This is a genomic window from Pseudomonas sp. FG6 (assembly GCF_057809015.1).
Genome location: NZ_JBMDJD010000001.1, coordinates 1 through 26,349 on the forward strand (window position 1 = coordinate 1; position 26,349 = coordinate 26,349).

At 59.8% G+C, this 26,349-nt stretch carries 22 protein-coding genes; 10 read left to right on the top strand and 12 right to left on the bottom strand.

Annotated features, from left to right (window positions below):
• Positions 1-565: 565 nt before the first annotated feature.
• Together ACODSJ_RS00005 and ACODSJ_RS00010 are read right to left on the bottom strand one after the other, a co-directional pair.
• The gene (locus tag ACODSJ_RS00005) at positions 566-1,789 is read right to left on the bottom strand and encodes a CaiB/BaiF CoA transferase family protein (protein WP_489099780.1); all 1,224 of its coding nucleotides are present in this window, start codon (positions 1,787-1,789) and stop codon (positions 566-568) included.
• Positions 1,790-1,799: 10 nt separating this feature from the next.
• On the bottom strand, positions 1,800-2,981 hold the full coding sequence (locus tag ACODSJ_RS00010; RefSeq protein ID WP_489099781.1) for an acyl-CoA dehydrogenase: 1,182 nt from the start codon (positions 2,979-2,981) through the stop codon (positions 1,800-1,802).
• A gap of 157 nt (positions 2,982-3,138) precedes the next feature.
• Between ACODSJ_RS00010 and ACODSJ_RS00015 the strand changes: the two genes are divergently transcribed.
• The 10 genes from ACODSJ_RS00015 (at position 3,139) to ACODSJ_RS00060 (ending at position 12,961) form a co-directional block, all read left to right on the top strand.
• A complete protein-coding gene (locus ACODSJ_RS00015; protein ID WP_489099782.1) occupies positions 3,139-4,035 on the top strand; it encodes a LysR family transcriptional regulator in 897 nt (298 codons plus the stop codon).
• 439 nt (positions 4,036-4,474) lie between these two features.
• The gene (locus ACODSJ_RS00020; RefSeq protein WP_489099783.1) at positions 4,475-5,596 is read left to right on the top strand and encodes a Re/Si-specific NAD(P)(+) transhydrogenase subunit alpha; all 1,122 of its coding nucleotides are present in this window, start codon (positions 4,475-4,477) and stop codon (positions 5,594-5,596) included.
• A 15-nt stretch (positions 5,597-5,611) separates the two neighbouring features.
• On the top strand, positions 5,612-5,935 hold the full coding sequence (locus ACODSJ_RS00025) for an NAD(P) transhydrogenase subunit alpha part 2 (protein WP_003187010.1): 324 nt from the start codon (positions 5,612-5,614) through the stop codon (positions 5,933-5,935).
• Positions 5,935-7,371 (top strand): NAD(P)(+) transhydrogenase (Re/Si-specific) subunit beta, encoded by a 1,437-nt coding sequence (locus tag ACODSJ_RS00030; protein WP_489099784.1) that lies wholly within the window; start codon positions 5,935-5,937, stop codon positions 7,369-7,371. Before ACODSJ_RS00025 ends, ACODSJ_RS00030 begins: the two co-directional genes overlap by 1 nt.
• A gap of 199 nt (positions 7,372-7,570) precedes the next feature.
• Positions 7,571-9,064, top strand: a complete 1,494-nt coding sequence (gene scpC / locus ACODSJ_RS00035; protein ID WP_489099785.1) for a succinyl-CoA:acetate CoA-transferase ScpC — start codon at positions 7,571-7,573, stop codon at positions 9,062-9,064.
• 319 nt (positions 9,065-9,383) lie between these two features.
• A complete protein-coding gene (locus ACODSJ_RS00040; protein ID WP_260958455.1) occupies positions 9,384-9,599 on the top strand; it encodes a DUF1127 domain-containing protein in 216 nt (71 codons plus the stop codon).
• A 326-nt stretch (positions 9,600-9,925) separates the two neighbouring features.
• The gene (locus ACODSJ_RS00045; RefSeq protein WP_489099786.1) at positions 9,926-10,243 is read left to right on the top strand and encodes a DUF2388 domain-containing protein; all 318 of its coding nucleotides are present in this window, start codon (positions 9,926-9,928) and stop codon (positions 10,241-10,243) included.
• 106 nt (positions 10,244-10,349) lie between these two features.
• Positions 10,350-10,655, top strand: a complete 306-nt coding sequence (locus ACODSJ_RS00050; RefSeq protein ID WP_489099787.1) for a DUF2388 domain-containing protein — start codon at positions 10,350-10,352, stop codon at positions 10,653-10,655.
• 27 nt (positions 10,656-10,682) lie between these two features.
• Positions 10,683-11,003 (top strand): DUF2388 domain-containing protein, encoded by a 321-nt coding sequence (locus tag ACODSJ_RS00055; RefSeq protein WP_003187020.1) that lies wholly within the window; start codon positions 10,683-10,685, stop codon positions 11,001-11,003.
• Entirely contained in the window at positions 11,000-12,961 is a 1,962-nt protein-coding gene (locus tag ACODSJ_RS00060) for a DUF7844 domain-containing protein (protein ID WP_489099788.1), read from the top strand. The genes ACODSJ_RS00055 and ACODSJ_RS00060 overlap by 4 nt, the downstream gene beginning before the upstream one ends.
• A 12-nt stretch (positions 12,962-12,973) precedes the next feature.
• On the opposite strand, the gene ACODSJ_RS00065 is transcribed toward ACODSJ_RS00060, so the two are convergent.
• Genes ACODSJ_RS00065 through tssH form a run of 10 tightly spaced genes read right to left on the bottom strand, consistent with a single transcriptional unit; the run spans position 12,974 to position 26,342 of the window.
• Positions 12,974-13,906, bottom strand: a complete 933-nt coding sequence (locus tag ACODSJ_RS00065; RefSeq protein ID WP_489099789.1) for a serine/threonine-protein kinase — start codon at positions 13,904-13,906, stop codon at positions 12,974-12,976.
• Positions 13,903-14,628: a PP2C family protein-serine/threonine phosphatase gene (locus tag ACODSJ_RS00070; protein ID WP_489099790.1), complete on the bottom strand. Its 726-nt coding sequence runs from the start codon at positions 14,626-14,628 to the stop codon at positions 13,903-13,905. The genes ACODSJ_RS00065 and ACODSJ_RS00070 overlap by 4 nt, the downstream gene beginning before the upstream one ends.
• The gene (gene tssM / locus ACODSJ_RS00075; RefSeq protein ID WP_489099791.1) at positions 14,628-18,095 is read right to left on the bottom strand and encodes a type VI secretion system membrane subunit TssM; all 3,468 of its coding nucleotides are present in this window, start codon (positions 18,093-18,095) and stop codon (positions 14,628-14,630) included. The genes ACODSJ_RS00070 and tssM overlap by 1 nt, the downstream gene beginning before the upstream one ends.
• 13 nt (positions 18,096-18,108) lie before the next feature.
• On the bottom strand, positions 18,109-18,972 hold the full coding sequence (gene icmH / locus ACODSJ_RS00080) for a type IVB secretion system protein IcmH/DotU (RefSeq protein WP_489099792.1): 864 nt from the start codon (positions 18,970-18,972) through the stop codon (positions 18,109-18,111).
• A 5-nt stretch (positions 18,973-18,977) separates the two neighbouring features.
• The gene (tssK, locus tag ACODSJ_RS00085; RefSeq protein WP_489099793.1) at positions 18,978-20,309 is read right to left on the bottom strand and encodes a type VI secretion system baseplate subunit TssK; all 1,332 of its coding nucleotides are present in this window, start codon (positions 20,307-20,309) and stop codon (positions 18,978-18,980) included.
• Positions 20,306-20,809: a type VI secretion system lipoprotein TssJ gene (tssJ, locus tag ACODSJ_RS00090; protein WP_489099794.1), complete on the bottom strand. Its 504-nt coding sequence runs from the start codon at positions 20,807-20,809 to the stop codon at positions 20,306-20,308. The genes tssK and tssJ overlap by 4 nt, the downstream gene beginning before the upstream one ends.
• A gap of 5 nt (positions 20,810-20,814) precedes the next feature.
• Complete coding sequence (tagH, locus tag ACODSJ_RS00095; RefSeq protein WP_489099795.1) at positions 20,815-22,017, bottom strand: type VI secretion system-associated FHA domain protein TagH; 1,203 nt, start codon at positions 22,015-22,017, stop codon at positions 20,815-20,817.
• 18 nt (positions 22,018-22,035) lie between these two features.
• Positions 22,036-22,176, bottom strand: a complete 141-nt coding sequence (locus ACODSJ_RS00100; protein ID WP_489099796.1) for a type VI secretion protein — start codon at positions 22,174-22,176, stop codon at positions 22,036-22,038.
• Positions 22,177-22,234: 58 nt separating this feature from the next.
• Positions 22,235-23,746 carry a sigma-54 interaction domain-containing protein gene (locus ACODSJ_RS00105; RefSeq protein WP_489099797.1) on the bottom strand — a complete coding sequence of 504 codons (1,512 nt, stop codon included), beginning with the start codon at positions 23,744-23,746 and terminating at the stop codon, positions 22,235-22,237.
• A 10-nt stretch (positions 23,747-23,756) separates the two neighbouring features.
• Entirely contained in the window at positions 23,757-26,342 is a 2,586-nt protein-coding gene (gene tssH / locus ACODSJ_RS00110; protein WP_489099798.1) for a type VI secretion system ATPase TssH, read from the bottom strand.
• Positions 26,343-26,349: the final 7 nt, after the last annotated feature.

A 26,349-nucleotide genomic window follows, 5' to 3' on the forward strand; every position in this document is an offset into this window, starting at 1 on the left:
TTGAGAAAACCCTAAACTTGGCTCAGCAATCGTTGGTTACATCTTTGATTTCTCGCGGAGTAACTTGTGATGCTGATAATCTGTTGACTAGCAGTCTGACTTCACAAGCACCCACACGAATTGCTTGATTCAGTTGTTAAAGAGCGATTGGCTGAGTCTTTCGTCTCAACCGAGGCGCGCATTCTACAGCGCCCCGTGCATCTGTCAAGCGATTATTTCAGAAGTTTTCAAGATTTCGCTTTGGAAACATGAACAACTTCAACCACTTGCGCTTTCGATCTCTCGTCAGCGGGAGGCGAATTCTACAGCGTTACCCGCTGCTGTCAACACCTCTTTTCCAGCGCTTCCGGACTTCGACGAATTGAAGCCCTGTACCGCCGAAACTTACTTAACTCATTGAATCTCAAGGAGTTTTCCGTTTCGACTGCGCCGGAAGTGGGGCGAATTATAGAGCTCCAGAATTCGCCGTCAACACTTATTTTGCTTTTCTATCAATAAGTTGCGAAACACCCAGAATCAACCCGCCCCACTGGCCATGAAAGCCGGCCTTATATAGCCGCAAGCGTCACAGAACCCCCGCCTCTCTAAAAGCCGCCACTGCAGCCTCATCCAACCCCAGCACCCGCTGCAGCACCTCCAGCGTATGCTCCCCCAGCAAAGGCGGCGCACTTCGATACTCTATAGGTGTCTCGGACAAGCGAATCGGACTGGCGACTTGCGGCACCGTGCCCCCCAACGCGTGAGGTAATTCCATTGCCAGGCCACGGGCCCGCACCTGAGGGTCGGCAAACACCTGGGCCAGATCATTGATAGGCCCACAAGGCACCCCGACCTCTTCCAATCGAGCCACCCATTCAGCCGTGGTTTTGAACACCGTCGCCTGACGGATCAAGGGAATCAGTAGCACTCGATTTGCCACCCTCTGCTTATTCGTGGCGAAACGAGGATCGTCGGCCCACTGCGGCTGACCGGCAACTTCGGCAAATTTGCGGAACTGACTGTCATTACCCACGGTAAGGATGAAATCACCATCGGCTGTAGGAAAATCCTGATAAGGCACAATGTTCGGGTGCGCATTACCCAACCGCTTCGGCGCATGACCCGTGGTCAGGTAATTCATCGCCTGATTGGCCAGACACGCCACCTGGACATCCAGCAAGGCCATGTCGATGTGCTGCCCACCCCCCGCATGATCGCGATGAGCCAGCGCAGCCAGAATGGCAACGGTCGAATAAAGCCCCGTAAGAATATCCGTCAATGCCACACCAACCTTGACCGGGCCAGCCCCCTCATCACCTTCAGGTCGACCGGTAAGGCTCATCAAGCCGCCCAACCCTTGGATCATGAAGTCATACCCCGCGCGCTTGGCATAGGGGCCGGTCTGGCCAAAGCCGGTGATCGAGCAATAGATCAGCTGCGGATTGATCGCCTTCAACGAATCGTAGTCCAGGCCATAAGCCGCCAACCCGCCGACCTTGAAGTTCTCGATCAGGATGTCGGACTTGGCTGCCAGCTCCCGTACCAGCGCCTGGCCCTCGGGACGGGTGAAGTCGATCGTGACTGACTGCTTGTTTCGATTGGCCGACAGGTAATAGGCCGCTTCGCTCGTATTCTCCCCCAGTGCATCCTTCAAGAAGGGTGGCCCCCAGGCGCGGGTATCGTCACCGCTCCCAGGACGCTCGACCTTGATAACCTCTGCTCCCAGGTCCGCCAGGATCTGCCCCGCCCAGGGCCCGGCCAGTACCCTCGATAAATCCAGTACCCGCAGATGCGAAAGCGCGCCCATCATCGTTCTCCTATTAATAGAACGCCTGGATTCCGGTTTGCGCCCGCCCCAGGATCAGCGCATGAACGTCGTGCGTGCCTTCGTAGGTGTTCACAACCTCCAGATTCACCAGATGCCGCGCAATGCCGAACTCATCGGAAATACCGTTGCCACCGAGCATGTCCCGCGCCATGCGAGCGATGTCCAGCGACTTGCCGCAGGAGTTGCGCTTCATGATCGAGGTGATTTCCACCGCCGCGATGCCTTCGTCTTTCATGCGGCCCAGTCGCAGGCATCCTTGCAAGGCCAGGGTGATTTCCGTCTGCATGTCGGCCAGTTTCTTCTGGATCAACTGATTGGCCGCCAAGGGGCGTCCGAACTGCTGCCGATCCAGAGTGTATTGGCGAGCGGTGTGCCAGCAGAACTCGGCAGCCCCCAGGGCGCCCCAGGAAATGCCATAGCGCGCCGAGTTCAGACAAGTGAACGGACCTTTCAGGCCACGCACATCCGGGAAGATGTTTTCTTCCGGAACGAACACGTTGTCCATGACGATCTCACCGGTGATCGAGGCCCGCAGCCCGACTTTGCCGTGAATGGCCGGCGCACTCAGGCCCTTCCAGCCTTTCTCGAGCACGAAGCCCCGGATATCGCCGGCGTCATCCTTGCCCCAGACGACAAAGACATCGGCGATGGGGCTGTTGGTGATCCACATCTTGCTGCCGGTCAGGCTGTAGCCGCCCTCCACCTTGCGCGCACGGGTAATCATCGCGCCTGGATCGGAACCGTGGTTCGGCTCAGTCAGACCGAAGCAACCGATCCATTCGCCAGAGGCCAGTTTCGGCAAGTATTTCTGCTTCTGGGCCTCAGTGCCGAATTCGTTGATCGGGACCATGACCAGCGAAGATTGCACGCTCATCATCGAGCGATAGCCGGAGTCGACGCGCTCTACTTCCCGAGCGATCAGGCCATAGCTGACGTAGTTCAGCCCGCTGCCGCCGTACTGCTCGGGAATGGTCGCCCCCAGCAGCCCAACTTCACCCATCTCACGAAAGATCGCCGGATCAGTCTTTTCATGACGGAACGCTTCCAGCACACGCGGCGAAAGTTTTTGTTGGGCGAACTGCTCAGCAGTGTCGCGGATCATGCGCTCCTCTTCAGTGAGCTGCTGATCCAGCAACAAGGGATCGATCCAGTTGAAGCTCGCTTTGCCGGCCATGAAAGAGGTCCTCGTCAATTAAGTGAATAGCGTGGGTTGATCCTAGGCGCCGTTTCCTACCAAGGCAAACGACGATTGCGCACCCTCTTGTGCTAATTTCTCACTTCGTAAACGCCATAAACCGCGTTTATTTCGATAATGAGTGAGGGAGCCGTACATGCGTCGTAAAATCCCCAGCACCGCCGCCCTGGTCAGCTTCGAGGCCGCCGCGCGCCATGAAAGCTTCACCAAGGCCGCCCAGGAGCTTTCCCTGACTCAAGGGGCGATATGCCGACAGATCGCCAGCCTGGAGGATTTTCTCAATGTGGAGTTGTTCCGACGCTCACGGCGCGGAGTCAAACTGACCGAGGCGGGTCTTTCCTACAGTCGACGGGTTGCTACCCAACTGGACGCCGTAGAGCGCGACACCCTGTCGGTCATGGGGCACACCGGCGCCAACGTGATCGAGTTGGCGGTGGTCCCGACATTCGGCACCCAATGGCTGCTGCCGCGCCTCAAGGATTTCCAACAGGCGCACCCGGAGGTCACGGTCAACCTGACCAACCGCACGCGCCCCTTTCTCTTTGCCGATACCGATTTCGACGCCGCCATCTATTTCGGCGATGCAGACTGGTCCGGTACCGAATCCCACAAACTGATGGGCGAAAATCCGATGCCTGTATGCAGTCCAGCCCTACTCGGTGACCAGGACAGCCTCACGCCTGAAGCCATCGCGGAATTACCCTTGCTCCAGCAGACCACCCGCCCCTATGCGTGGCGCCAATGGTTCAACGCTCAAAACCTGAACATCGCACGGGACCTGACAGGCCCGCGTTATGAACTATTCTCCATGCTGGCCCAAGCCGCCATGCACGACATGGGGATTGCATTGATCCCACCCTTTTTGATCCAGCGTGAATTGGCCGAGAAACGCCTGGTTGTTGCCAACCATAACGCGCTGTCGAGCATCAAGGCGTACTACCTGATGATTCCTGAGCGAAAGGTCGAATCGGCTTCGCTTCGTGCTTTTCGTGATTGGCTTGTAAACCAGGCAAACAGCTATACCTTTGATTAATAAGTAAAAAGTGACTATCCGATTTAGGTAGTGAACTAATCAAGGTCGCTACAGATATAACTATATGTCGCATTCAGTCAGTCCGGCGCGAAGTTAGTACAGTAGTCTCTAAAGCGTTGAAATACATGGCCTAGAGCCATATAGCGTACCCTATCGAGGCCTATTCACCTGGCCGATGGGAATATTTTGTCAGTTTTAGCCAGAACCCTTGAACAGCACGGCCTACACGGGATGCCGGTCGATTATTGCGACATTCGGTCACAGGGTGACTTGTAGTTAATTTTCCGTCACCCGTCATAATCCCTTGAAGGGCTGAATTTTCGCCTGCAAAATGCCGCGCCCCGCCTGTTCTCAGGCGGGATCGTGCTGATCGGCCGCCCCCAGCCGCACCATCCGAAGTGCCTGGGTTTACTCAATAAGATCACGCAGGAGATTTGACGTGCACATTGGTGTTCCCCTCGAAACCCAAACGGGTGAAACACGGGTTGCTGCTACCCCGGAAACCATCAAGAAGCTGGTCGGCCAAGGCCATAAAGTCACGGTCCAAAGCGGCGCGGGCATCAAGGCCAGCGTTATCGACAGTGCCTATGAGGCAGCGGGCGCGACCATTGGCACTGCCAATGATGCGTTCGGCGCCGAGCTGATTCTCAAGGTGGTCGCCCCCAGCGACAGCGAGCTTGCGCTGATCAAGAGCGGCACCGTTCTGGTGGGCATGCTCAATCCGTTCAACAACGAAACCATCGCCAAGTTGGCCGAGCGCGGCATCACCGCTTTCGCCCTTGAGGCCGCGCCACGGACTTCCCGTGCCCAGAGCCTGGATGTGCTGTCGTCCCAGGCGAACATTGCCGGCTACAAAGCTGTGCTGCTGGCCGCCCACTACTACCCTCGCTTCATGCCGATGCTGATGACGGCGGCGGGCACCGTGAAAGCGGCGCGCGTGCTGATTCTCGGCGCGGGCGTGGCCGGTTTGCAGGCCATTGCCACGGCCAAGCGCCTGGGTGCGGTGATCGAGGCGTCGGACGTGCGTCCGGCCGTGAAGGAACAAATCGAATCCCTGGGCGCCAAGTTCGTCGACGTGCCTTACGAAACCGATGAAGAGCGCGAGTGCGCCGTCGGTGTCGGTGGTTACGCGCGCCCCATGCCTGCCAGCTGGATGCAGCGCCAGGCCCAGGCCGTGCATGAGCGCGCCAAGCAGGCGGATATCGTCATCACCACTGCATTGATTCCCGGCCGCAAGGCACCGACCTTGCTGAGCGCCGAAACCGTTGCGCAGATGAAACCCGGCTCGGTGGTCATCGACCTCGCGGCGGCCCAAGGCGGCAACTGCCCGCTGACCGTGGCCGACCAAGTGGTTGTCGCGAACGGCGTGACCATCGTCGGCCCGACCAACCTGGCCGGTGAAGTCGCCGCTGACGCTTCGGCGCTGTATGCCCGCAACCTGCTGGACTTCCTGAAGCTGGTCTTCACCAAGGAAGGTCAGTTCGACGTGAACCTTGAAGACGACATCGTCGCCGCGTGCCTGATGTGCCGCGACGGCCAGGTCATCCGCAAAAACGCCTAAGCAGGGATTCAGACAATGGAAGAGCTCATCTCCCCCGGTATCTACAACCTGATCATCTTCGTGCTGGCGATTTATGTCGGTTACCACGTGGTCTGGAACGTTACACCCGCATTGCACACACCCTTGATGGCCGTGACCAACGCCATTTCGGCCATCGTGATCGTCGGCGCCATGCTCGCTGCCGCGCTGACCGTAACACCGCTGGGCAAGACCATGGGCACGCTGGCCGTGGCCCTGGCGGCGGTGAACGTGTTCGGTGGCTTCCTGGTGACGCGCCGCATGCTTGAGATGTTCAAGAAAAAAGCCCCGAAAGCCGTAAAAGAAGAGGCGCCCAAGTAATGAGCATGAACCTGGTAACGACGCTCTACCTGATCGCGTCCATCTGCTTCATCCAAGCCCTCAAAGGCCTGTCGCACCCGACCACGTCCCGTCGCGGCAACCTGTTCGGCATGCTCGGCATGGCACTGGCCATCGCGACTACCGTGGGCCTCATTTATAAGCTGGGGGCTGAGCTCGCCACCGCAGGCATCGGTTATGTCATCGTCGGCCTGCTGATCGGCGGCACCGCGGGCTCGATCATGGCCAAGCGCGTCGAGATGACCAAGATGCCGGAGCTGGTGGCGTTCATGCACAGCATGATCGGCCTGGCGGCGGTCTTCATCGCTATCGCCGCTGTCGTCGAGCCGCAGTCCCTGGGCATCGTCAAGCAATTGGGCGACTCCATCCCGGCCGGTAACCGTCTGGAGCTGTTCCTCGGCGCAGCCATTGGTGCCATCACCTTCTCCGGTTCGGTGATCGCCTTTGGCAAGCTCTCGGGCAAGTACAAGTTCCGCCTGTTCCAAGGCGCGCCAGTACAGTTCGGTGGTCAGCACAAGCTCAACCTGATCCTGGGTCTGGCGACCCTGGGCCTGGGCGTCACCTTCATGATGACGGGCAACTTCGGCGCATTCGCCTTGATGCTTGCCCTGGCCTTCGTCCTGGGCGTGCTGATCATCATCCCGATCGGCGGCGCGGACATGCCGGTGGTGGTGTCGATGCTCAACAGTTATTCCGGCTGGGCAGCGGCGGGGATCGGCTTCTCGCTGAACAACTCGATGCTGATCATCGCCGGCTCCCTGGTGGGCTCGAGCGGTGCGATCCTCTCGTACATCATGTGCAAGGCGATGAACCGTTCGTTCTTCAACGTGCTGCTGGGCGGTTTCGGCAACACGGCAGATGCGGCAGGCCCTGCCGGATCGAAAGAAGCCCGTCCGGTGAAGTCCGGTTCGGCTGACGATGCGACCTTCCTGCTGACCAACGCCGACACCGTGATCATCGTGCCGGGCTATGGCCTGGCAGTGGCGCGGGCGCAGCACGCCTTGAAAGAGCTGACCGAGAAGCTGACCCACCACGGCGTGACCGTTAAATACGCGATCCACCCGGTGGCCGGGCGTATGCCTGGGCACATGAACGTCTTGCTGGCCGAGGCCGAGGTGCCTTACGACCAGGTGTTCGAGATGGAAGACATCAACTCCGAGTTCGGCCAGGCCGACGTGGTGCTGGTGCTGGGCGCCAACGACGTGGTCAACCCGGCGGCGAAGAACGATCCGAAGTCGCCAATCGCCGGCATGCCGATCCTGGAAGCCTTCAAGGCCAAGACCATCATCGTCAACAAGCGCTCGATGGCCAGCGGCTACGCGGGCCTGGACAATGAATTGTTCTACCTCGACAAGACCATGATGGTGTTTGGTGACGCCAAGAAGGTTATCGAAGACATGGTCAAAGCCGTGGAATAATGTTCCATTGCTTGATCAACAACGCCCCGACTTGTCGGGGCGTTTTGATTTGTATCAAGGCAAAATATTACCGATCCGGTAACAATGTTTTGCCTGAAACGCCCGTAATAGACGCCTTAAATGCGACTTATGTAGCGGGTCGGGCATAGCGCGAATTCACTAGACTGCGCATCTTGCTTCCAGCCCGAGACAATGACCTATGTACCGTGATCGCATCCGCCTCCCCTCTTTGTTGAATAAGGTAATGAGCGCTGCCGAAGCAGCCTTGCTGATCGAGGACGGCATGACCGTCGGCATGAGCGGTTTCACCCGCGCCGGTGAGGCGAAAGCGGTGCCTCATGCCTTGGCTGAACGCGCCAAGATCACCCCGCTGAAAATCAGCCTGATGACCGGCGCCAGCCTGGGCAATGACCTGGACAAGCAACTGACCGAGGCCGGCGTATTGGCCAGGCGCATGCCCTTCCAGGTCGACAGCACGCTGCGCAAGGCAATCAACGCTGGCGAGGTGATGTTCATCGACCAGCATCTCTCGGAAACCGTAGAGCAAATGCGCAACGCGCAGCTCAAGCTGCCCGACATCGCCGTGATTGAAGCAGTAGCCATTACCGAACAGGGTCATATCGTGCCCACCACTTCCGTGGGTAACTCGGCCAGTTTCGCCATCTTCGCCAAGCAGGTGATCGTTGAGATCAACCTGGCCCACAACCCCAACCTGGAGGGGTTGCACGACATCTATATACCGACCTACCGGCCGACTCGCACGCCCATCCCCCTGGTGAAGGCTGACGACCGCATTGGCAGTACCGCCATCCCGATCCCGCCGGAAAAGATCGCCGCCATCGTCATCACTCAACAAGCGGATTCGCCGTCCACCGTCATCCCACCGGACAGCGAGACCCAGGCGATTGCCGATCACTTGATCGACTTCCTCAAGCAAGAAGTCGCGGCCGGGCGCATGACCAACAAGCTTGGGCCGCTGCAGGCAGGTATCGGCAACATTGCCAACGCCGTCATGTGTGGGTTGATCGCGTCCCCGTTCGAAGACCTGACCATGTACTCCGAGGTCCTGCAGGACTCGACATTCGACCTGATCGATGCGGGCAAGCTGAGTTTCGCCTCCGGCAGCTCCATCACCCTGTCGAGCCGCCGCAATGCCGACGTCTTCGGCAACCTGGAAAGGTATAAGGACAAACTGGTGCTGCGCCCACAGGAAATCTCCAACCACCCTGAAGTGGTGCGGCGCCTGGGCATCATTGCCATCAACACGGCGCTGGAGTTCGACCTGTACGGCAACGTCAACTCCACCCACGTCTGCGGCACGCGAATGATGAACGGCATCGGGGGCTCGGGGGACTTCGCGCGCAATGCGCACCTGGCGATCTTCGTGACCAAATCGATTGCCAAGGGCGGCGCGATTTCCAGCGTAGTGCCGATGGTCAGCCATGTGGACCACACCGAACATGATGTCGACATCCTGGTCACCGAAGTCGGCCTCGCCGACCTGCGGGGCCTGGCGCCACGGGAGCGGGCCCGGGCCGTCATCGACAATTGTGTGCACCCTTCCTATCGCCAGGCCTTGAATGATTATTTCGAAGCCGCATGCGCCTTGGGTGGACATACCCCACACGTTCTTCGCGAAGCGTTGAGCTGGCACATGAACCTGGAAGAAACCGGGCGCATGCTCGCGGTTTGATACAGCTGGACCACCGGTAGGGCAAATACAGTTTTGCAGTGGCCTTCCAACAAGCCTCTTCAATGACAAAAACTGTACTGCTGTACCGGTGTTTTCTTACAGTCTTTTCCTACTCAGCAGTACTCTCGGTCAAAAATCGCACCATTTCAGTGCTGACAGGTACAGTTGCCTCAATATCGACCAGTACACCCCCCTTTAACAGTTAACTGGTCTCTCACAATACAGATGAACTGTATCTAGAGAGACTGGCCAAACGAGAGGATCATGGGCACCAGTTAAACCACTACCTAATCCCGCCACAAGCGGAAGGATGTCAACCATGGAACGTACACTCAGTTCCGAGCTGTTTTTCGAAGACAAAGCTGAAAAAAACCAGGCTTCCCTGCCTCTGCGTGTGATCGCTAACCTGATGCTGTGGCAGCGCCGCATCTCCAGCCGCCATCAACTGGCTCGCCTGGATTCGCGTCTGCTGGCCGACGCCGGTATCAGCGAAGCACAACGCTACGAAGAGCTGAGCAAGCCGTTCTGGCGCTAACTCAGGCTCGCTGGCCCTGACCCACCGGGTCCACTGCCAGCACCGAATTGAACAAACAAGACCCGTCGCGGGAAACCGCGACGGGTCTTGTCGTTTCAAGGGTCAAATTTTCACCTCATTCTTGCGGACATAACAGTTTTCAAAATATTAACCAGTCACCAGTACAGTTTATCGACCGTGCGATAACTCAACGCCCGGGTACGCCCAAGGCTGCCAACCGACTCGTTCTGCCTTACTATCGAGGCGAACCCGTACCGCAAGTCCCGCATGCGCCTCCTCTTCCTGCTACGCGCACCGGTACATCTCATCATCCAAGGAGTTTCCCCATGATCCGTCTTCGCCTGCTCAGCGCAGCTGCCTTGCTGGCCGTCGCCGCCCAATCCAGCGCCAGCAGCTTTATCGTGACCACGGACGCTGTCGTCGGCGCGCTCAAGGCCACGTCCGATGCGTCGTCTGATGCCACCTCGTCGCTGCGTGACAACAAGATCGTCCAGGCGGCCCGTGATGACGCCGCCAGCTTCGTGGCCAGCGAAGGCGCCATCCGTGGCGTGAAACTGGAAAGCGCCCTGGATTACATCCGTCAGCAGGCGCCACAACTGAACGCCACCGATGCACAACTGGCGCAAGCCATTCTGGTGATCTGACGGAAGATGAAATATCGGCACCCAAGGCGTGTACCGATGTTTCAGCCCTGGCTCTGGGCTGGCGCTTTGCGCTAGCCTTCAGGCTCGCTATCAACCGTCGAGCCCCATGCGTTTTTACCCAGCTCCGCTCCTTGTCTTTCTCCTGGCTTTTGGTGGGTCAGTCCCGGCATATGCCTTCGACACGTCCACTCAACTCGTAGTCGCCAGCGGTTACGCCACAAGCATGGTGACCTCCGCGCCCTTCGACCATAAACTGCTCGTCGCCGCTCGCGATGATGCTGCGGCATTCGTTGCCAGCGATGGACAGTTGCGAGGCGCACAGTTGGAGTCGGCGCTGGATTATCTGCGCCGCACCCAGCCAAAACTTCACGCCAGCGACCTTGAACTGGCACAGGCAATTCTCGTCCAATAGTTATCCATATTTTTCCGGAGTCGTTCCATGCGTAGCCCGCTGATTGCTGCCGCCTTAGGCCTGCTGGTGTTGGCCGATGTGGCCCAGGCACATACCCTGGTAGCCACCAGTAACATCATCGTTCGCGCTTCCCAGCGCACGATTGATTTCACTTCCGACACCACGACATCCATCCGCGATTCGAAGATCGTCCGCGAAGCCCATGACGACGCCGCCAGTTTCGTCGCCAGTAACGGTGAAATTCGTGGCGCTCACCTCGAAGCCGCCTTCGACACCTTGCGCACCCGTGTACCAGAAGCACGTGATGCCAGTGATCAGGTGCTTGCCGAAGCCATCCTCGCATTGTGAGGCGGCTTGCCGCCTGGCTGACGGCCGGCCTGGTGCTGCTGATGGGCAGCACCGCCCAGGCCGGCCTGCAACTGCACCTCAACAGCGAAGGGCTGAGCCCGGCGCAACAACAGGCCAGCCAGGCACTGCTCGATGAAGCCATGCAGGCCCTGCCGCCGCGCTTCATCGAACGGCTGGACCGGCGCATCGATGTCGGCTGGACCGACCAGATGCCCGCCAACGCCTACGGCCAAGCCTCGTTGGTGTCGCAGCTGGACCTCAACCGCAACCTGCTCGACAGTCTCACTGACGGCAGCGCTGCCAAACAGAAAACCCAGCGCCCCCACGGCACCGTCCGGCGGGAAATGCTCGCCACCGTCCTGCATGAACTGACCCACATCTATGACCGCTCGCGTTTATGGCCGGATGCCGAACGCGTGCTGATCCAGCGCTGCACCCGACGTCAAGGCAGCGCCGGGCTGATCGGCCTGCCCGATGAATGCCGAGGCCAGAACGATCGACGCTTTACCCTCAGCGACGACCCTCGTTTGCTGGACCTCGCCGGCTGGCCCCAGTACGTCGGCCGCCGTGGGGAGCGCGAACAACATAACCGCCAGGTCGCCCGTAGCCCCGATCTCTACGAGACCAGCAGCCCCAAGGAATTCGTCGCGGTCAACATGGAGTACTTTCTCCTCGACCCGAGCTACGCTTGCCGACGTCCCGCGCTTTACCGCTATTACCAGGAACACTTCGGCTGGGCACCCGCCGCCAAGGACACTTGCGCCCAGTCGTTCGCCTTCCTGAACGCCGGCAATGATTTCGCCAAGACCCCACTGGGCAAGGTCGACCCCGAGCGGGTCTACGCCATCGACTACCTGCTGGCCGAAGCCAACCAGAACTGGGTCAGCCGCTGGGGCCACAGCATGCTTCGACTGGTGATCTGCGCTCCGGGCCGCCCGCGTGGACCGGATTGCCGTTTAGACCTGGACCAGCACCTGGTGCTGTCGTACCGCGCGTTCGTGGGCGATGTGCAGCTGTCGAGCTGGGATGGCCTGGTCGGCAAATACCCGTCGCGGCTGTTCGTGCTGCCGCTGTCCCAGGTGATCGACGAGTACACCAAGACCGAACTGCGCAGCCTGGCGTCCGTGCCGTTGAACCTGTCGCGCACCGAGATCGAGGAAACCGTCGAACACGCCGCCGAAATGCACTGGAGCTATGACGGCAACTACTACTTCCTGTCCAATAACTGCGCGGTGGAAAGCTTGAAACTGCTGCGCAGCGGCAGCAACAACACGCAACTCAAGGGCCTGGACAGCATCATGCCTAACGGCTTGCTGGAAGTGCTCAAGGGCCGCGGCCTGGCCGACACCAGCGTGCTCGACGCCCCCAAGGAAGCCTTGCGCTTGGGCTACCGCTTCGACTCGTTCCGCGACCGCTACCAAGCCATGTTCGACGTACTGCGCAAGCACTTGCCCATCCCGCAACAAACGGTGGAAGACTGGCTGGCCCTGGACGCCGCCGAACGCCGTACCTGGTTCGAACAGGCCGACCTGCGCACCAGCGCGGCGTTGCTGTTACTGGAACAGGCCAGCTATCGCCGACAACTGTTGCTGGCCCAGGACGAGGTCAAACAACGCTACCTCGGTGCCCGTGAATTGCAGAACGGCGGCATGGAAAAGGCCAACGCCACCTTGCAACAGATCCTGGCCAACAGCGGTTTCCTGAGCCGCCCTGCCGAGTTGCTGGGCAGCAGCGGTTACGGGTTGCCGCAACCCAGCGAATGGCAGCGACTGGAATCGGAAAGCAGTGTGCGCCAGAAGCAACTCCAGACGCTGACCGGAGACCTGGATAAAGAAGTCCGCGCTTTGCTTGAGCCAAAACGTGCGGCCGAAATTGCCGCGAGCGAGGCCAACGTCAAGGAAATCGGCGAGCACCTGAGGAAACTGCACAAGGCAGGCGGCGGGTTGGAGTTGCCGTGACGCCCACCGCCCTCACCACCAGGACGACACGCTAGCCAGAGCGTCTCGTAGCTGTTGCGCATCGATGCTGCGCTGCCTGGGATCAAACGCCAGTGCCAAACGCAGCGCCCTCCAACAACGCCTGGGCAGATCGCGCGGGGGCTTGAGTTCACGCTCCAGCCCCGCGTCGCGAGCCTGGGTGGAGGGTAAGCGGCGAAATGGATGCTTGCCGCTTGCCAACTCATACAACAGGCAAGCCGCGCCATAGACATCGGCCTTTTGGGACAAAGGCGAACCTTCGAGCAACTCCGGGGCCGCATAGCCGGGCGTCCAGGCATTGAGGCGCTGGCGATTCAAACTCGGCAGATCCTTCAACGGTCCCTCCTCGGCAACGCCCAACCCGAAATCAAATAGACGCACATCGCCACCGTTGAGCATGACGTTGCTGGGTTTCAGATCACCGTGCAGCACCCCACGACCATGGGCATAGGCCAAGGCATCGAGCAGAGGCACAGCGATGGCACGCATCTCATGCCAAGGCAGGCCCAGGGGACGTTCGCAAAGCAGTTGGTCGAGTGTCAGGCCGTGCATCAGCTCCATCGTGATGAAGGCTTGCCCACAGCCGACGTCCACATCGAAGGTATAGGGGCGCAGCACGTTCGGATGCCGCAGGTGCCGGGTCAAGGCGAATTCGCTGTAAAGCAGCGCACTCGCATCGCAGGACTCGCTGAACGCCTGCCGGAGCATCTTCAGCGCGATGTACGGCTGCGGATCGCCGAATTGTTCGTGCAGCAGGTCCCTTGCGCGGTACACCACTCCCATCCCGCCGGCACCGAGCAAGCGTTCGAGACGATAGCGCCCTGCAAGTAGATCCTGTACTTCCCTGACATCGACTGAGCGCAGGCTCTCAAAGGATTGCGCGCTGGAAGAAGTGCAACCGGTGGCCCGATAACTCTCCTCATTCACTGACGGATCACCACAGCCGTGAGGTTATCCCGCGCCGGCCCGCGTAACGCGTCCTGGAAAAGGCGGTCCAGCACCTTGCGCGGTGACGCCAGGTTCAACGCATTACCCAACGCTTCGCCACTCAGATCCTGGTACAAGCCATCACTGCACAACAAAAACGTATCGCCTGGATGGACACTGAGTTCCAACACCTCCAGCGACAGCTCGTGCGCGGCCCCCACTGCACGGGTCAGAGCCTTGGCTGCCGGATGGGTACGGGCTTCGTCGAGACTGAGGCGCTGCGTTTCCATCAGTTGTCGTTGCAACGAATGGTCCCTGGACAATTGATACAAGCACCGGCCACGCCACAGGTAGCAACGGCTGTCGCCCGCCCAGATGCAGACCCCACGAGCACCTTCCAGCAACAGTGCTACCACGGTGCTGCCCATGACGCCGGAATGATCTTCAGTGACGGTCAGTTCCTGACTCAGCCGACGGTTAGTCCAGCGCAGGCACTGGCGCACCGCTCTCACGCGGTCTTCCAGGCCTTGGTGCGGTGGTAGCTGCGCAAGACTGGCCACGATCAACTGACTGGCGATATCACCGCCCGAATGCCCACCCATCCCATCGGCGACCGCCCAGAGCCCCCAATGAGGGCATTCCAGGAAAGCGTCCTCGTTGCGGGGTCGGACCTTGCCGGAGTCGGTGCGTGCAGCGCTGCGCCAGGGAGCAACACCCTGCATCAGAGCTGCGCCGGCATACGGAATGTGCGTAGCACGCCCATATCAAACGGGTTCGGCGTGCGTTGGCTGGTCAACAGATAGTTGGCCCGCAGCCCACCCAGATCCGCCTTGAGCACCCGTACATCGCGCCCGGTGATGTACTCGCTCTGCATCAGGTCGAACAAGCGGAACAAAGACCACGGCCCGGTATTTTTCTCGATGCCAAGCCCGCGGCCGGTCATTCTGTCCAGTACCAACGCCGTGCGACCGTTTTGCGCGTCGCTTGGCCAGGTAAACGCCATGGGCAGGATCGGACCGTGACGATACTCCAGCACCTTGTCACCGAAGCGAAATTCGGACCGACTTACCGCAGGATCCAAGGTGTAGGGCTCGAGCCTGAATTGCACTTGCGGTTCGGCCGGGTCTTCGGCAAAGAAACTCTGGCGAATGGTGTGTGCTGTCGTCATCTGGTGGAGATAGGCCCTGGACACCGACAAGCTCTGGCCGTCAATGCTGCGCAGGCGATAGTGCCCTGGATGTCCGCTGACAAAGGGCCGGATGTAGCTTTCGAAGAATCCCTCGACGATGCCCTGATCCTTGAAGAACGCCCGGAAGTCATTGAGTGCAACGTCGCTGGCGCTGTGGGCACTGAACGGGTACCGCTTATCGATCGCCGAGCCATAGAAACTGTACAGCTCACTCTGATAACGCTGGTTCAGGTAACGGTACGAGTCGTTAAGCACCAAGCGCCAGGTGTCTTCAGCCAATCCGTTGAACCAAACGCTGACCGGACGAGGCAAACGCGCGGACGCATTGCGCAGATCGCTCAACGCATCGCGCTGGCCCCCCATGCGGCTCTTGGCCAGTTCGAACGCGGCATGCTCTGGAGCACTGGCCCGGGCCAGGCTCGCCAGTTGCAGTTGCACTTCGTCGACGGCGCGCAAGGCCTGGATCAGATCAGCGCTGGGACCGTTATCCGGGTCCAGCAGGCGATGCAGCGCCTCAAAACGCCGCTGCAGGGTTTTTTGCGCGGTCTCCGGCCTTCTTTCGATATCCCCGGCTACAGCGGCCAGCTTCGCCACCGCCGCAACGCCTTTCCCCGACGTTTGCGTCAGTTCGTCGATATGCTCCGCAGCGCCCCGGATTTGGGTGTTTTCGCGCACTTGCACCAACAGTTGCAAGATCGGCGAATGAGCCGAGGTCAACCCTGCCAGTTGTCGGGCCCCCTCGCCCGCATCACTGATCGTGTGCAAAGCCACCAGGCCGACCGCTTCGCTCCAGTGGTCGGCATAGTCACGAAAGTACAGTTGCTCCAGCTCTACCATCAGACGCTGCATATCCATACCGCTGAGGCCCGCGCTTTCGCCCAGTACCCAGTTGTCCCGCAGCAATCCAGTCACCAGCACCGAGCCATGGGTCGCAAAATATTGCTCGTAGCCTTCACGAGTATAGAAACCCGGGATGACCTGACCGGTGCCGACCAACAGCGTACCCTGGGGCCCCAAATGCTGACTAAGTCGGTATTGCTGCAGATGGCCGGCCTGTTCGCGCAACATTCGATAAACAACCGTGGCCAGGGATTCGCTGCGCAAAACTTCCCTAGCCTGCGCCACCAACAGCTCGTCCAGTGCATAGGTGAAGGGTTGCTCCAGCAGACGTTCGAAATGCGCATTCAGTCGTTGTTGCTGCGCAGGGTTGCCGGCGTAACGCCGGGACCAATCGCTGGCCATACAGTTCTTCAGCCACTCGCTGTCGCGACGCTCTTGCAGGTTCAACATCAAGTAAGCACGCAGGCTGTTGAGCAGTTGCTCACGGTCCTTCCAGTTAGCGTGGATGTGCGCTTGCAGCGTCTGCGCAACCCGCGGCAGCAGTTGGACCTGCAACTCACGCCTGTAGGCGTCAACCACTACCGGGTTGCTTGTTTCACCCTGGTAAAGACCGACACGCTCATACAGCGGCATCGAACCGCCGGACGAAAAAACCCCAGTGGCCTCAAAGCGGGTATCGAGCGATTCAAGCATCGCTTTCCAACCATCATCCGCCTGGGTGGATTGTTGCTGATCCCAGCGCTGGGCCAATGTGCGTAGCTGTTCCAAGCGCTCATGGTTGGCCGAGAAGGCATTGGCCCACAACAAGCCAAACAGACCCAGAGTGGTCAGCGCACCGAGATAGAGCGCTCGGTGGCGCCAACGGATGAGACGGCGCTCACGCTGATCGAGACAGGCCAGATCAGCTTCAGGAAAGATCACTCGACTGAGCAACTGATGGGTACGCCGTGAGCGCCTATCGTGCGAGACACTGCTGGCGCGAACACTCGCTTCCCCCTGCAAACCGTTCGGGTCCGTTGGCCGGTGCGGCTGCAACGCACAGGTCAAGTAGAAGCCGCGCAGATGGCAAGCCTCGGCGGTGAATGCCATCTCGACCAGTTGGCACAGGTTGGCGCTGATATTCCCCAGTTGGTAGGGAAACTCGAGGATGCGGCTACGGCGCCGCAGATCGCGCTCCTGATGCATGCGCATAGTCACCTGGCTGTTGAGTCGACGCAGCAACTCTTCAAACTCGGCGCGCACTGCGCTTACATCGTTACCGCGCAGGTCGCGATTGAAGCTCGCCCCCAACACCTGGTCGCTCTCCTCGCGCGTCAGCGAATCGAAGAACTCGTTGAAACCCGGCACGCAGTCCGCTTTGCTCAGGATGAGATAAATCGGTAGATCGACCTGCAACCGTCGTTGCATTTCTTGCAACCGTCCGCGGATCTGGCAGGCCAGCGTAGTGAGTCCGTCTTCGCTGCCCAGCAAGACCTCCGTCGGAATCGTCACCAGCACACCGCTCAAGGGACGATGACGGCGGCGCTTGCGTAAAAGTTTGAGCAACAAGGGCCAAGCGCCGCCATCGACGTCTCTGTCCACCTGGTACAGGTAATGTCCGGCGGTGTCGATAAGCACCGCGTTCTCGGCAAAATACCAGTCGCAATGCCGGGTACCCGGCACATCACCGACCGCTTTGCGCTCCAGCCCGCCGAGCGACCGCTCCAGGCCCGAACACTCCAACAAACGGGTCTTGCCGCTGGCAGGCGGTCCCATCATCAGGTACCAAGGCAACTCGTCGCGCCAGCGCTCGCTACGGCCGGGATACAGGCTTGAGTGCCTGAGTGTTTTCAACGCCCCCCCGAACCGCACGCGCAGCTCACGCTGTTCCTCAGCAATCCTGGCCAGGCGCACCAAGGGAGACTGATCCCCCTCGCTTGCTTGGGGACGATCACCGTCGAATTTCCGTCCACTGACGAAAACCATGCCCAGACCCCAGCCCAACAGCAACACACTGATCGTCAGCAAGCGGGCCGTCGGACTTGCCCAGAATTTGTAGTCATTGACCGCCAGCAGAGGCCCGATGAACCACACCAGCAACGTCATGCAAAGAACCGATAGCAGCGTCCAGACCCAGGTCTGCTGCATCCTCGCCACGGCTTTCCTGAAAAGCAATTTCATGACACTTCCCTGTTTATGGCAGTGGCTGGGCGGTGACCGATTCCAGCATTTGATAAGGTTGCAGGACGCTCTCGCGTTGACCGTTCAAAACCCAGGCAAAGCTTGAATACATCACCCCCAGACAGGCCAACGTGAAAGCCAGCACCGTCCACGCCGGGACAACGCGCACCGGGCTTTGACGCACAGGCTCAATATTTTCCCGTCGAGCTGACAGCTCGCGGGGAGGGTCACCCTGTACCTGGCGGATCAACCGGTACAAGGCGTCTCGAATACCTTCAAGTTCAAGCGCACCGCGGGTCTGAACTCGATATTTACCTTCGAAGCCGAGAGACAGGCACAGGTACAGCAATTCGAGCATGGGTAGGTGCTTGACCGGGTCCTTGGACAAACGATCAAGCAATTGGAAAACCTTTTCACCGCCAAAGGTTTCACCGTGGAACGAGCTCAATAGGCTTATTTTCGACCACTCGCTTGCCAGCCCCCACGGCGTGGTGACGATCGTCTCGTCTATCACCGTGCACAGCACGTAGCGAGCAGCCATCAACTGACTGCTCTCGACGCCGCCCTGTAAGGCACGGGCTTCGAACTGCTCCAGGCCGCAGGTCAATTCCTGCTTGAGGGTGGGCAAATTCCCACGTTCGCGTCCGTACTTGAGGTCCATTACTTGCGACAGCAAGCCAAAAGCGGCGGTGACCAAAGGATTGAGACTGATATCGAACGACCCGGGCGGCGACAAGTGTGCGGCGTAGATCATTCGCTCCTGCAATTGTTCGATGCAGGGTGGCACAGCCGCATCCGTCAATGGCCCTGTGGCAGGGCGCTGCCCATGGTGGTCGAGCAGGATGGTCATTTCGTCCTGAGGATGTTCCTTATCCATTTCGGTCAATTCCTGATGGCCCAGAAGTTCAGTTCCAGCTCGGCGAAGTCCCCGGAAACGTGGAATGCAAAGCCTGCCGAGCGCTTGAGCTGAGCCACATCTTCGGAACCGGGTTCGAGGAGGAAATACGTTTTGTTGGCGTGGAACGCGATCTGCCGCGGCGCCACGGGTATCGGCCTGATCTTGATGCCCGGCAAATGCAGGTTGACCAATTGACGGATGCGCTCCACCGGACCGATCTTGAGATGAGAAGGCAAGCGCTGGCGCAGTTCTTCGCCGTCGCAGTGGGCGCTGGCCGCCAGTACGAACGATGCCGAATCCAATAGCGAAAGGTCCTGCACCGGCGAAACGAGGATGCCGTATTGGCGCGCCTGCAATTGCAGTTCGATCGCATGCTGTTCGAGCACCATCGACAGGACCTGGCGGATCCCCTGCATGAGGCCTCGAAAGCAATTGCCCTGGTCACTGTGCTGGTAGCGATTGCCGAGTGGCGGGCGCTTGCCATCGCTGGAGAACGCCGCCAGGTCACCCAACAACGCCAGGAACGCGCGATAAAGCGCTTCCGGATGCGCCTGCTCGAGGTCCAGGTAATGACGCAGCAACAGTTCGGTACGATTGATCAGCTGGAGCATCATGAAATCCCCGACCTGCGCCCCACCCGCCTTGCCATTCGAACCGACTCGCTCGGCAAGGCTGTCACCCCGATGTGCAAGCATGCCGATGACCTCCTTGAGACACGACAACAGGTAATGGGATGAGCCCACTTGGAGGAACGTCGGTACAAAATCCGGATCGAGTCTGATCACCCCATCCGGGCTGGTGTCGAGCACCTCGCAGAGCTTGAGCTTCACAAACGCTTGGTCGCTCTGCTGCTCGCCCAACAGCAGGCGCAGGTCCGGACGGCCACAACTGACCGGGTGCCAGCTGTTCTCTCCAGCATTGGAATCTGCAACCTGCGTCTCATAAAGGGTGTAGCGTGCCAGAACGTCGGACTGCTCCAGGCGACGGGACTCGATGTGATTGCCCGTCACCAATGGCAAGGCAAGGTAGATGGGCGTACTGCAGGTGTTGGCCGGCACCTCGAGGACCAGGGGCTCGGCGTTGCCAGCCAACTCGAACAGACTGCCATCCGGCAAAATGCCTGATGCCCGGCTCACCACCAAACGCCCCATGTTGAAAAACTGCGAATCAATTTCCAGTTCGAGGAAACCCCAGACATGACTGGCCAGCAAGCGGGTGCGGACCTTCAACTGATGATCTAGGTAGCGGTCGTTATGCTGTAGATGCTGCGGGCGCAGCAGCATGCCTTCCTGCCAGATGACTTTGTCGTGATTCATTGATCACCCGCCCCGGTCGGTCTTTCGAAGGTGTTGACGATCCCATCCTGATCCAAGGTCAGGTTCGCTTCGCTCAGCCGTGCCACCGCAACAGGTAACGTGTAGCGCCATTGGCTATGTGGCAAGTCGCGGTAGGCTGCGAGCACACCGACGTAGCGGCCGCCCCGCGCGATTTCGAGCCTGAGCGCAACGGTCTCGCCCGGGCGCAGTTCCAACTCTTCGCTGGAAACCAGGTCGGGCGACAGTGCTTGCCTGGCCCGTTCATACAAGCTGAAGAAGTCCGCGCTCTCGAAAGCCACCGGGTGCTTGAGTTCGAACAATCGCACCACCACTGGCGAGGGCCTGCCATTGAGGTCCGGGTTGAGTCGGTCAGTGGCGGTCAGCGTGAGGTTGAGCTTGGTCTTCGTAGAGAAAGGCGACAGCGCGGTGCAACCGGCCAACAGCAATGTTGTGGCAAGCACTATCAAGGTCTTGAACAAGAGCATCATGCAGCGAGACATGTTCGTCATCCGTGGCAATCGGTTTGCAGGGTGCTGATCAACCGCACCTGTTCTTCGTAGGCTCGGGCGAAGTCGCGGGCCAGGAGGCGCTCGGCCCATTCGTCGTCCTGGCTCAGGGCGTGGTGATAACGACCATAAGCCCTCCAGTAGCGGCCCGACGTGCTGACCAACGGCTTGTACTCGCGCTCCAGGCGAACAATCAGCTGCCTGGGTGAAAACTCTTCGAGTGTTGCGCGCACAGCGGCGCGGCTGGCGCCGAGCAAGGCCACTTGATGCGCTTGCAGGTCATGGAATGCGCGGGCAATCGCCCGATCGGCCGGCAATCCGGCAGGCTTGTCCGGCTGCAGCAGCATCCGCAGGGCATGACGGACATCTTCGGCCAGCTTCAGCGGATTCTTTCCTCCATCGGGAACGAGGGTCTGGGCCAGGCGCAGTTCGCTCTTCAAATCCGAACGGGTACGCAAGCTCTGTTGCAAGCCCTGGACGCTTTGCTTGAGCAGCCCCGCAGCCTTGATCGCCAGGGCTTCGCGGACCTCGTTGGACAAGCTCTTAAAGTCCATGTCCAGGGCGGCACCGAAGCGCTTCCAAAAGTCGTCGGATGGGGGTTCGCTCCCTTCCGATGGCAAGATAGGCGCAGCTCCTGGCTCAGCCGGCGCCTCGACCAGCTCAGGCAACAACAGGTTTTCCATGTCGATGCGAGCGCAGTCCGAACTTGCGAAAACTTCCAGCGGCTTGGCCATGGGACTTATCAGTTCGTCGATGTCAGGGCAGACCCGAGCCCGTTGATCCAGCGCCTTCAACGGGTCGAGATCGAGAAAGGCATCATCCGGAATGAGTATTGCGCCCGACATAGGGCCATTGGCTGGCGCGGCGTTGCTCGCGGCACCGGTGACCAGTCGTGCGCCAATTTCGAAATCGCCCATGATGTAGGCGTCTCCGTCCTTGATACGTACTGGCTCACCTTTGGGCAGGTACATACCACTTTCACGAAGGATCGTACCGTTCCCACTGGTGTCGGTCAGGAAGAAGCCCCCCTCATGCAGGCTGACCTGCGCATGACGCTTGGACAGCAAGCGCTGGCGATCAGGAATACTCCAGTCGCAACCCTCGCCTCGCCCGATCACGCCACCAGCGGGCCCAAAGGTCTTGCGGCACACCTGGGTGGGGATGAACTGGCTGGCTTGCAGTATTTCGAAAACAAGTTCCATCTATGAGGCTCCCTATGGTCACTTGTTGCGATGGACCGCCTGTGGATCACCCAGTGGGCGATAACCGGCGTCGTTGAATTTGTAATTGCCGCTGCAACCAGCGACGCCGGATAGCACAACGAAAGCCAACAGGATCGTTGGCCAGCAATGGACAGACATCAGAAGGTCTCCAGGAATAACAGGGCCACAGGTATCGGTGCGAATGGCAGGAATGGGGTTAGCCCTTGAAATCCCTGCGCTGAATCTTCAAGAGCCCGAGGCGGTAGACCAGTGTGCGCAGCGGCAGACGAAGTTCGTGAGCGGCGCGCGTCTTGTTGCCGGCGTTCTTGCGCAGGCAATCGATCACGAGATTGCGTTCGATCTGCTTGAGTCGTTCGCGAAGCCCCACTCGGTCGGAGAAAGGTTCGATGTGCAGCGAAAAATGCTCGACCCGCAATTCGCCGTCTCCGCACAACACCACCGCCCTTTCCACGATGCTTTTGAGTTCACGTACGTTTCCGGGAAAGCTGTAGACGGCCAGGTGTTCGAGCGCCGCGTCTGACCAGCGCACCGGATCGCACCGCAGCAATGTGCAAGCCTTTTTGGCAAAGTGCCGGGCTAGTTCGATGATATCGCCCGCCCGCTGGCGCAACGCGGGCAACTGAATCGGAAACTGTGCGAGCCGGTAATACAGGTCTTCGCGGAACTTGCCTTCCTCCATCAATTTCTTCAGGTCTCGATGGGTCGCGGCAATGATGCGAACATCAATCTTGTGGGTATCGTTGGATCCCAACGGGCGGATTTCACCCTCCTGCAATACCCGCAGCAACTTGGCCTGGAGGGACAACGGCATGTCGCCGATTTCATCGAGCAACAGCGTGCCTCCGTTGGCGGCATCGAACAGTCCGGCGCGATCCCGATCGGCCCCGGTGAAAGCCCCCCGGCGATATCCAAACAACTCGCTTTCCAGCAGATTCTCCGGAACGGCCGCACAGTTCTGCACGATGAACGCCTTGGACCGACGTGGACCGCATTCGTGAATAGCGCGAGCAGCCACTTCCTTACCCGTACCGGTCTCGCCTCGCAACAGCACGGTGTAGGGGGTGTGCAGTACTTTGCCGATCAATAAACAGGTTTTGCGCATCGCCGAACTCTTGCCAATCATTCCGTGGCCATTGAAGGCTGGAAGCTGGGGCGTGACAGGCAAGTTTTCTTTGGCAGGAGGTTGCAGGCGTCGTAGCACAAGCCACTGGCCGAGTGCGAATGCGCCCAGATGCCCGAGAGATTCAGCGAACCCTTGCAAGTCGACGTGCCGGGCGCTGGCACACACCACCAGGCCTTTGACGTCGCCTGTCGAGTTGACCAGGGGCACGCAAAGCAGCGACTGCCACGGTGCGCTCCGAAGTGGCAGAAAGTCGGTTCCTTGCCCGCTGTCACTCAAGGCGCCAAGGCACACGGCGCGGTTCTGGCGTAAGGCGAACTGCAATAGATGCTCGGACTGGTAATCAGCGGGCGAATCGCTCCGATCACCGAGCTGCAGCTGGCCATCCAGGCATTCGCCGTTCATTTCCAGGTGAGTGCCGGTGGCGTCGAGCACGTACGCTTGCGCCAGTTCACAGCCACTGAGCAGTGCGACTCCGCGGATAAGATTTCCCATCAATACAGCGCCGTCCGTCACCTGTGAAAGGCTTGAGAATTGCGCCACGAGCGCTTCGGCATAAGACAGCGGTTGCGAGATTTGCTTGAACATCGCGGACACCTCAGTTGAATTCACAAGCAAGGCCGGCGTCGGCGTCGAGGGTGGCGTGTACCTGCCGCAACGCTTCCCCGGTGGCCATGGCGGCGAGCAGCCGGTCTGCCATTAACGGCACCAAGTGCTGGTCCAGCAGTTGATCAATCAGTCGCGCACCACTGTCATTGCGTGTGCAGCGCTCGGCCAGGTAGTCCACCAGGCGCTCGCAATAACTGAAACCGAGTTGGCGTCGACGCAATCGCTCGCCCAGGCGATCGAGTTTGATTTCCACCAGTTCGCGCATCACCGGTCCGCTGACCGGGTAGTACGGCACCACACGCATGCGAGCCAGCAGCGCGGGCTTGAAGTGCTCGCGGAGTATCGGACGAAGGACTTGCTCAAGATGGTCGGCACTCGGTTGCGCACCGTTTTCGCACAGCTCGCTGATGCGCTCGTTGCCCAGGTTCGACGTCATCAGGATCAGCGTGTTGCGAAAATCGATTTCGCACCCTTCCCCGTCGTTGGCCAAGCCCTTATCGAAGATTTGGTAGAACAGGTTCAACACTTCCGGGTCCGCTTTTTCGACCTCATCGAGCAACAGCACCGAATAGGGCTTTTGCCTTACGGCCTCGGTCAACATGCCGCCTTCGCCATAACCGACGTAGCCCGGTGGCGCACCGATCAGTCGGGAAACGGTGTGTTTCTCCTGGAACTCTGCCATGTTGAAAATGCTGATGAAGCGCTCACCTCCATACAACAGGTCGGCCAGCGCATGTGCCGTTTCGGTCTTGCCGACACCACTCGGCCCTACTAGCAAGAACACACCCACTGGAGCGTCGGGCTTGTTCAGGCCGGCGGCGGCGATACGCATCGCACGATCAAGCACCTGCACAGCCTGCTCTTGCCCGCGAATGCGTGCCCGCAAGTCAGTTGCGAATCTGGCAATTTTTTCGTCGTACTCCCGGGCCAGTTGCGCCAGCGGAATCCCCGTCCAGGCGTTGATCACCTCGGCCACCAGCCGCGGGCAGACTTCAAAGCTGACCAGACGCGCCTGGACTTGTGCCGCCACCAACCTGTCGTGGGCTTCGCGCAATGCCGCTTCCAGGGTTTCGACAGCCTGACTTTGATTCTCAGTCGTTTCCCGTGCGTCGCCCAACTGCTGCCGCAACGACAGCACGCGTTGCGCAAGAACGCGCTGCTCCTCCCATTGGGCGTTCAGAACCTGACACTCGTTTTCGACGACAACCAGGCGTGCTTCCAACGTTTCCAGCGCCTGAACATCGATCGACAGCCCGGCCTGTGCATCACGCCGCAACGCCTGGCATCGGCGCTCGCCTTCGAGCCGCTCGCCTCGCAATCGCTCGAGGCTAGGCGGCGCAGCGGCAAGACTGATACGCACACGTGCACAGGCGGTATCGAGCACATCGATGGCCTTGTCCGGTAATTGACGGCCGGCCAAGTAGCGGGCGGACAGTTGTGCGGCCGCGACCACCGCATCATCGCGCAGGTAGATGCCATGACTGCTCGCGTAGACCCGCGCCAGGCCACGCAGGATGGTCACCGCCTCGTCAACGGTCGGCTCAAGCAGTTGCACCGGCTGGAAGCGACGGGCCAGGGCCGGATCCTTCTCGAAATGTTGTTTGTACTCGGACCAGGTGGTGGCCGCTATGGTGCGCAATTCGCCGCGGGCCAAGGCCGGTTTGAGCAGATTGGCCGCATCGCAACCGCCGACGTTGCCGCCCGCACCGATCAAGGTATGGGCCTCGTCGATGAACAAGATGATGGGTTTTGGCGATGTCTTGACGCCGTCGATCACGCCTTTGATACGGCGCTCGAATTCACCTTTCAGGCTGGCACCCGCCTGTAGCAGCCCCATGTCCAGCGACAGCAGCTCAACGTCGACAAGCTCCGGCGGTACTTGCGCGGCCACGATGCGCAAAGCCAGGCCCTCTACGACAGCGGTCTTGCCCACTCCCGCTTCGCCCACCACGATGGGGTTGTTCTTGCGACGACGAACGAGGATATCAATCATCTGCCTGATCTCGCCGTCCCGACACAGCACCGGGTCGAGGCTACCCTCACGGGCCTGCCGTGTCAGGTTGTGGCAGAAACGGTCCAGCAGGGAGTCTGCTGGCGCGACAGGCTGACCGGCGTTCGACTGGACCTGTTGAGACAATGCAAAGGCTTTGAGCCTGTCCACGTTGATGCCGGCAAGCAAAGCTTGATAAGGACTGCCTGCATAGCGAAGCGGGTTACGCAGCATCGCCAGGATCAAAGCCGCTTGTCCGATCTGACTCTGGCCCAACTCAAGATTGGCCACCAACAGCGCATCCTGCAGCCATTGCACCAGTTCGGGCGCGAACACTGGATTGCGTGAAGCATTGTGCTCCCCCCGTGGTTGCAGGACGGCGCTCAGTTCACTCACGCTGATACAGGCATCCTGCAAAGCCCGCGCAAGCAGACTCTGCGGACGCTCCAGCAGGCCCAGCATCAGGTCTTCCACTACGACCTTGTGCGCACCACGCACCACGCATTGTTCGGCCGAGCGCTCCAGGTCACCCCTGGTTTCGGCGTCCAACGCTTGAATCAGTTGCTGAAGGTCTACGTTGATCATGCCTTCC

What these genes read in the sequence shown, in the direction of transcription:
- ACODSJ_RS00055 (WP_003187020.1), top strand. Translation starts at nt 10,683, where the DNA reads ATGCGTAGCCCGCTGATTGCTGCCGCCTTAGGCCTGCTGGTGTTGGCC.
- icmH (WP_489099792.1), bottom strand. Translation starts at nt 18,972, where the DNA reads ATGGATAAGGAACATCCTCAGGACGAAATGACCATCCTGCTCGACCAC.
- ACODSJ_RS00045 (WP_489099786.1), top strand. Translation starts at nt 9,926, where the DNA reads ATGATCCGTCTTCGCCTGCTCAGCGCAGCTGCCTTGCTGGCCGTCGCC.
- ACODSJ_RS00030 (WP_489099784.1), top strand. Translation starts at nt 5,935, where the DNA reads ATGAGCATGAACCTGGTAACGACGCTCTACCTGATCGCGTCCATCTGC.
- scpC (WP_489099785.1), top strand. Translation starts at nt 7,571, where the DNA reads ATGTACCGTGATCGCATCCGCCTCCCCTCTTTGTTGAATAAGGTAATG.
- tagH (WP_489099795.1), bottom strand. Translation starts at nt 22,017, where the DNA reads ATGGAACTTGTTTTCGAAATACTGCAAGCCAGCCAGTTCATCCCCACC.
- tssK (WP_489099793.1), bottom strand. Translation starts at nt 20,309, where the DNA reads ATGAATCACGACAAAGTCATCTGGCAGGAAGGCATGCTGCTGCGCCCG.
- ACODSJ_RS00105 (WP_489099797.1), bottom strand. Translation starts at nt 23,746, where the DNA reads ATGTTCAAGCAAATCTCGCAACCGCTGTCTTATGCCGAAGCGCTCGTG.
- tssH (WP_489099798.1), bottom strand. Translation starts at nt 26,342, where the DNA reads ATGATCAACGTAGACCTTCAGCAACTGATTCAAGCGTTGGACGCCGAA.
- ACODSJ_RS00050 (WP_489099787.1), top strand. Translation starts at nt 10,350, where the DNA reads ATGCGTTTTTACCCAGCTCCGCTCCTTGTCTTTCTCCTGGCTTTTGGT.
- ACODSJ_RS00100 (WP_489099796.1), bottom strand. Translation starts at nt 22,176, where the DNA reads ATGTCTGTCCATTGCTGGCCAACGATCCTGTTGGCTTTCGTTGTGCTA.
- ACODSJ_RS00040 (WP_260958455.1), top strand. Translation starts at nt 9,384, where the DNA reads ATGGAACGTACACTCAGTTCCGAGCTGTTTTTCGAAGACAAAGCTGAA.
- ACODSJ_RS00070 (WP_489099790.1), bottom strand. Translation starts at nt 14,628, where the DNA reads ATGCAGGGTGTTGCTCCCTGGCGCAGCGCTGCACGCACCGACTCCGGC.
- ACODSJ_RS00025 (WP_003187010.1), top strand. Translation starts at nt 5,612, where the DNA reads ATGGAAGAGCTCATCTCCCCCGGTATCTACAACCTGATCATCTTCGTG.
- tssM (WP_489099791.1), bottom strand. Translation starts at nt 18,095, where the DNA reads ATGAAATTGCTTTTCAGGAAAGCCGTGGCGAGGATGCAGCAGACCTGG.
- ACODSJ_RS00015 (WP_489099782.1), top strand. Translation starts at nt 3,139, where the DNA reads ATGCGTCGTAAAATCCCCAGCACCGCCGCCCTGGTCAGCTTCGAGGCC.
- ACODSJ_RS00005 (WP_489099780.1), bottom strand. Translation starts at nt 1,789, where the DNA reads ATGATGGGCGCGCTTTCGCATCTGCGGGTACTGGATTTATCGAGGGTA.
- ACODSJ_RS00010 (WP_489099781.1), bottom strand. Translation starts at nt 2,981, where the DNA reads ATGGCCGGCAAAGCGAGCTTCAACTGGATCGATCCCTTGTTGCTGGAT.
- tssJ (WP_489099794.1), bottom strand. Translation starts at nt 20,809, where the DNA reads ATGTCTCGCTGCATGATGCTCTTGTTCAAGACCTTGATAGTGCTTGCC.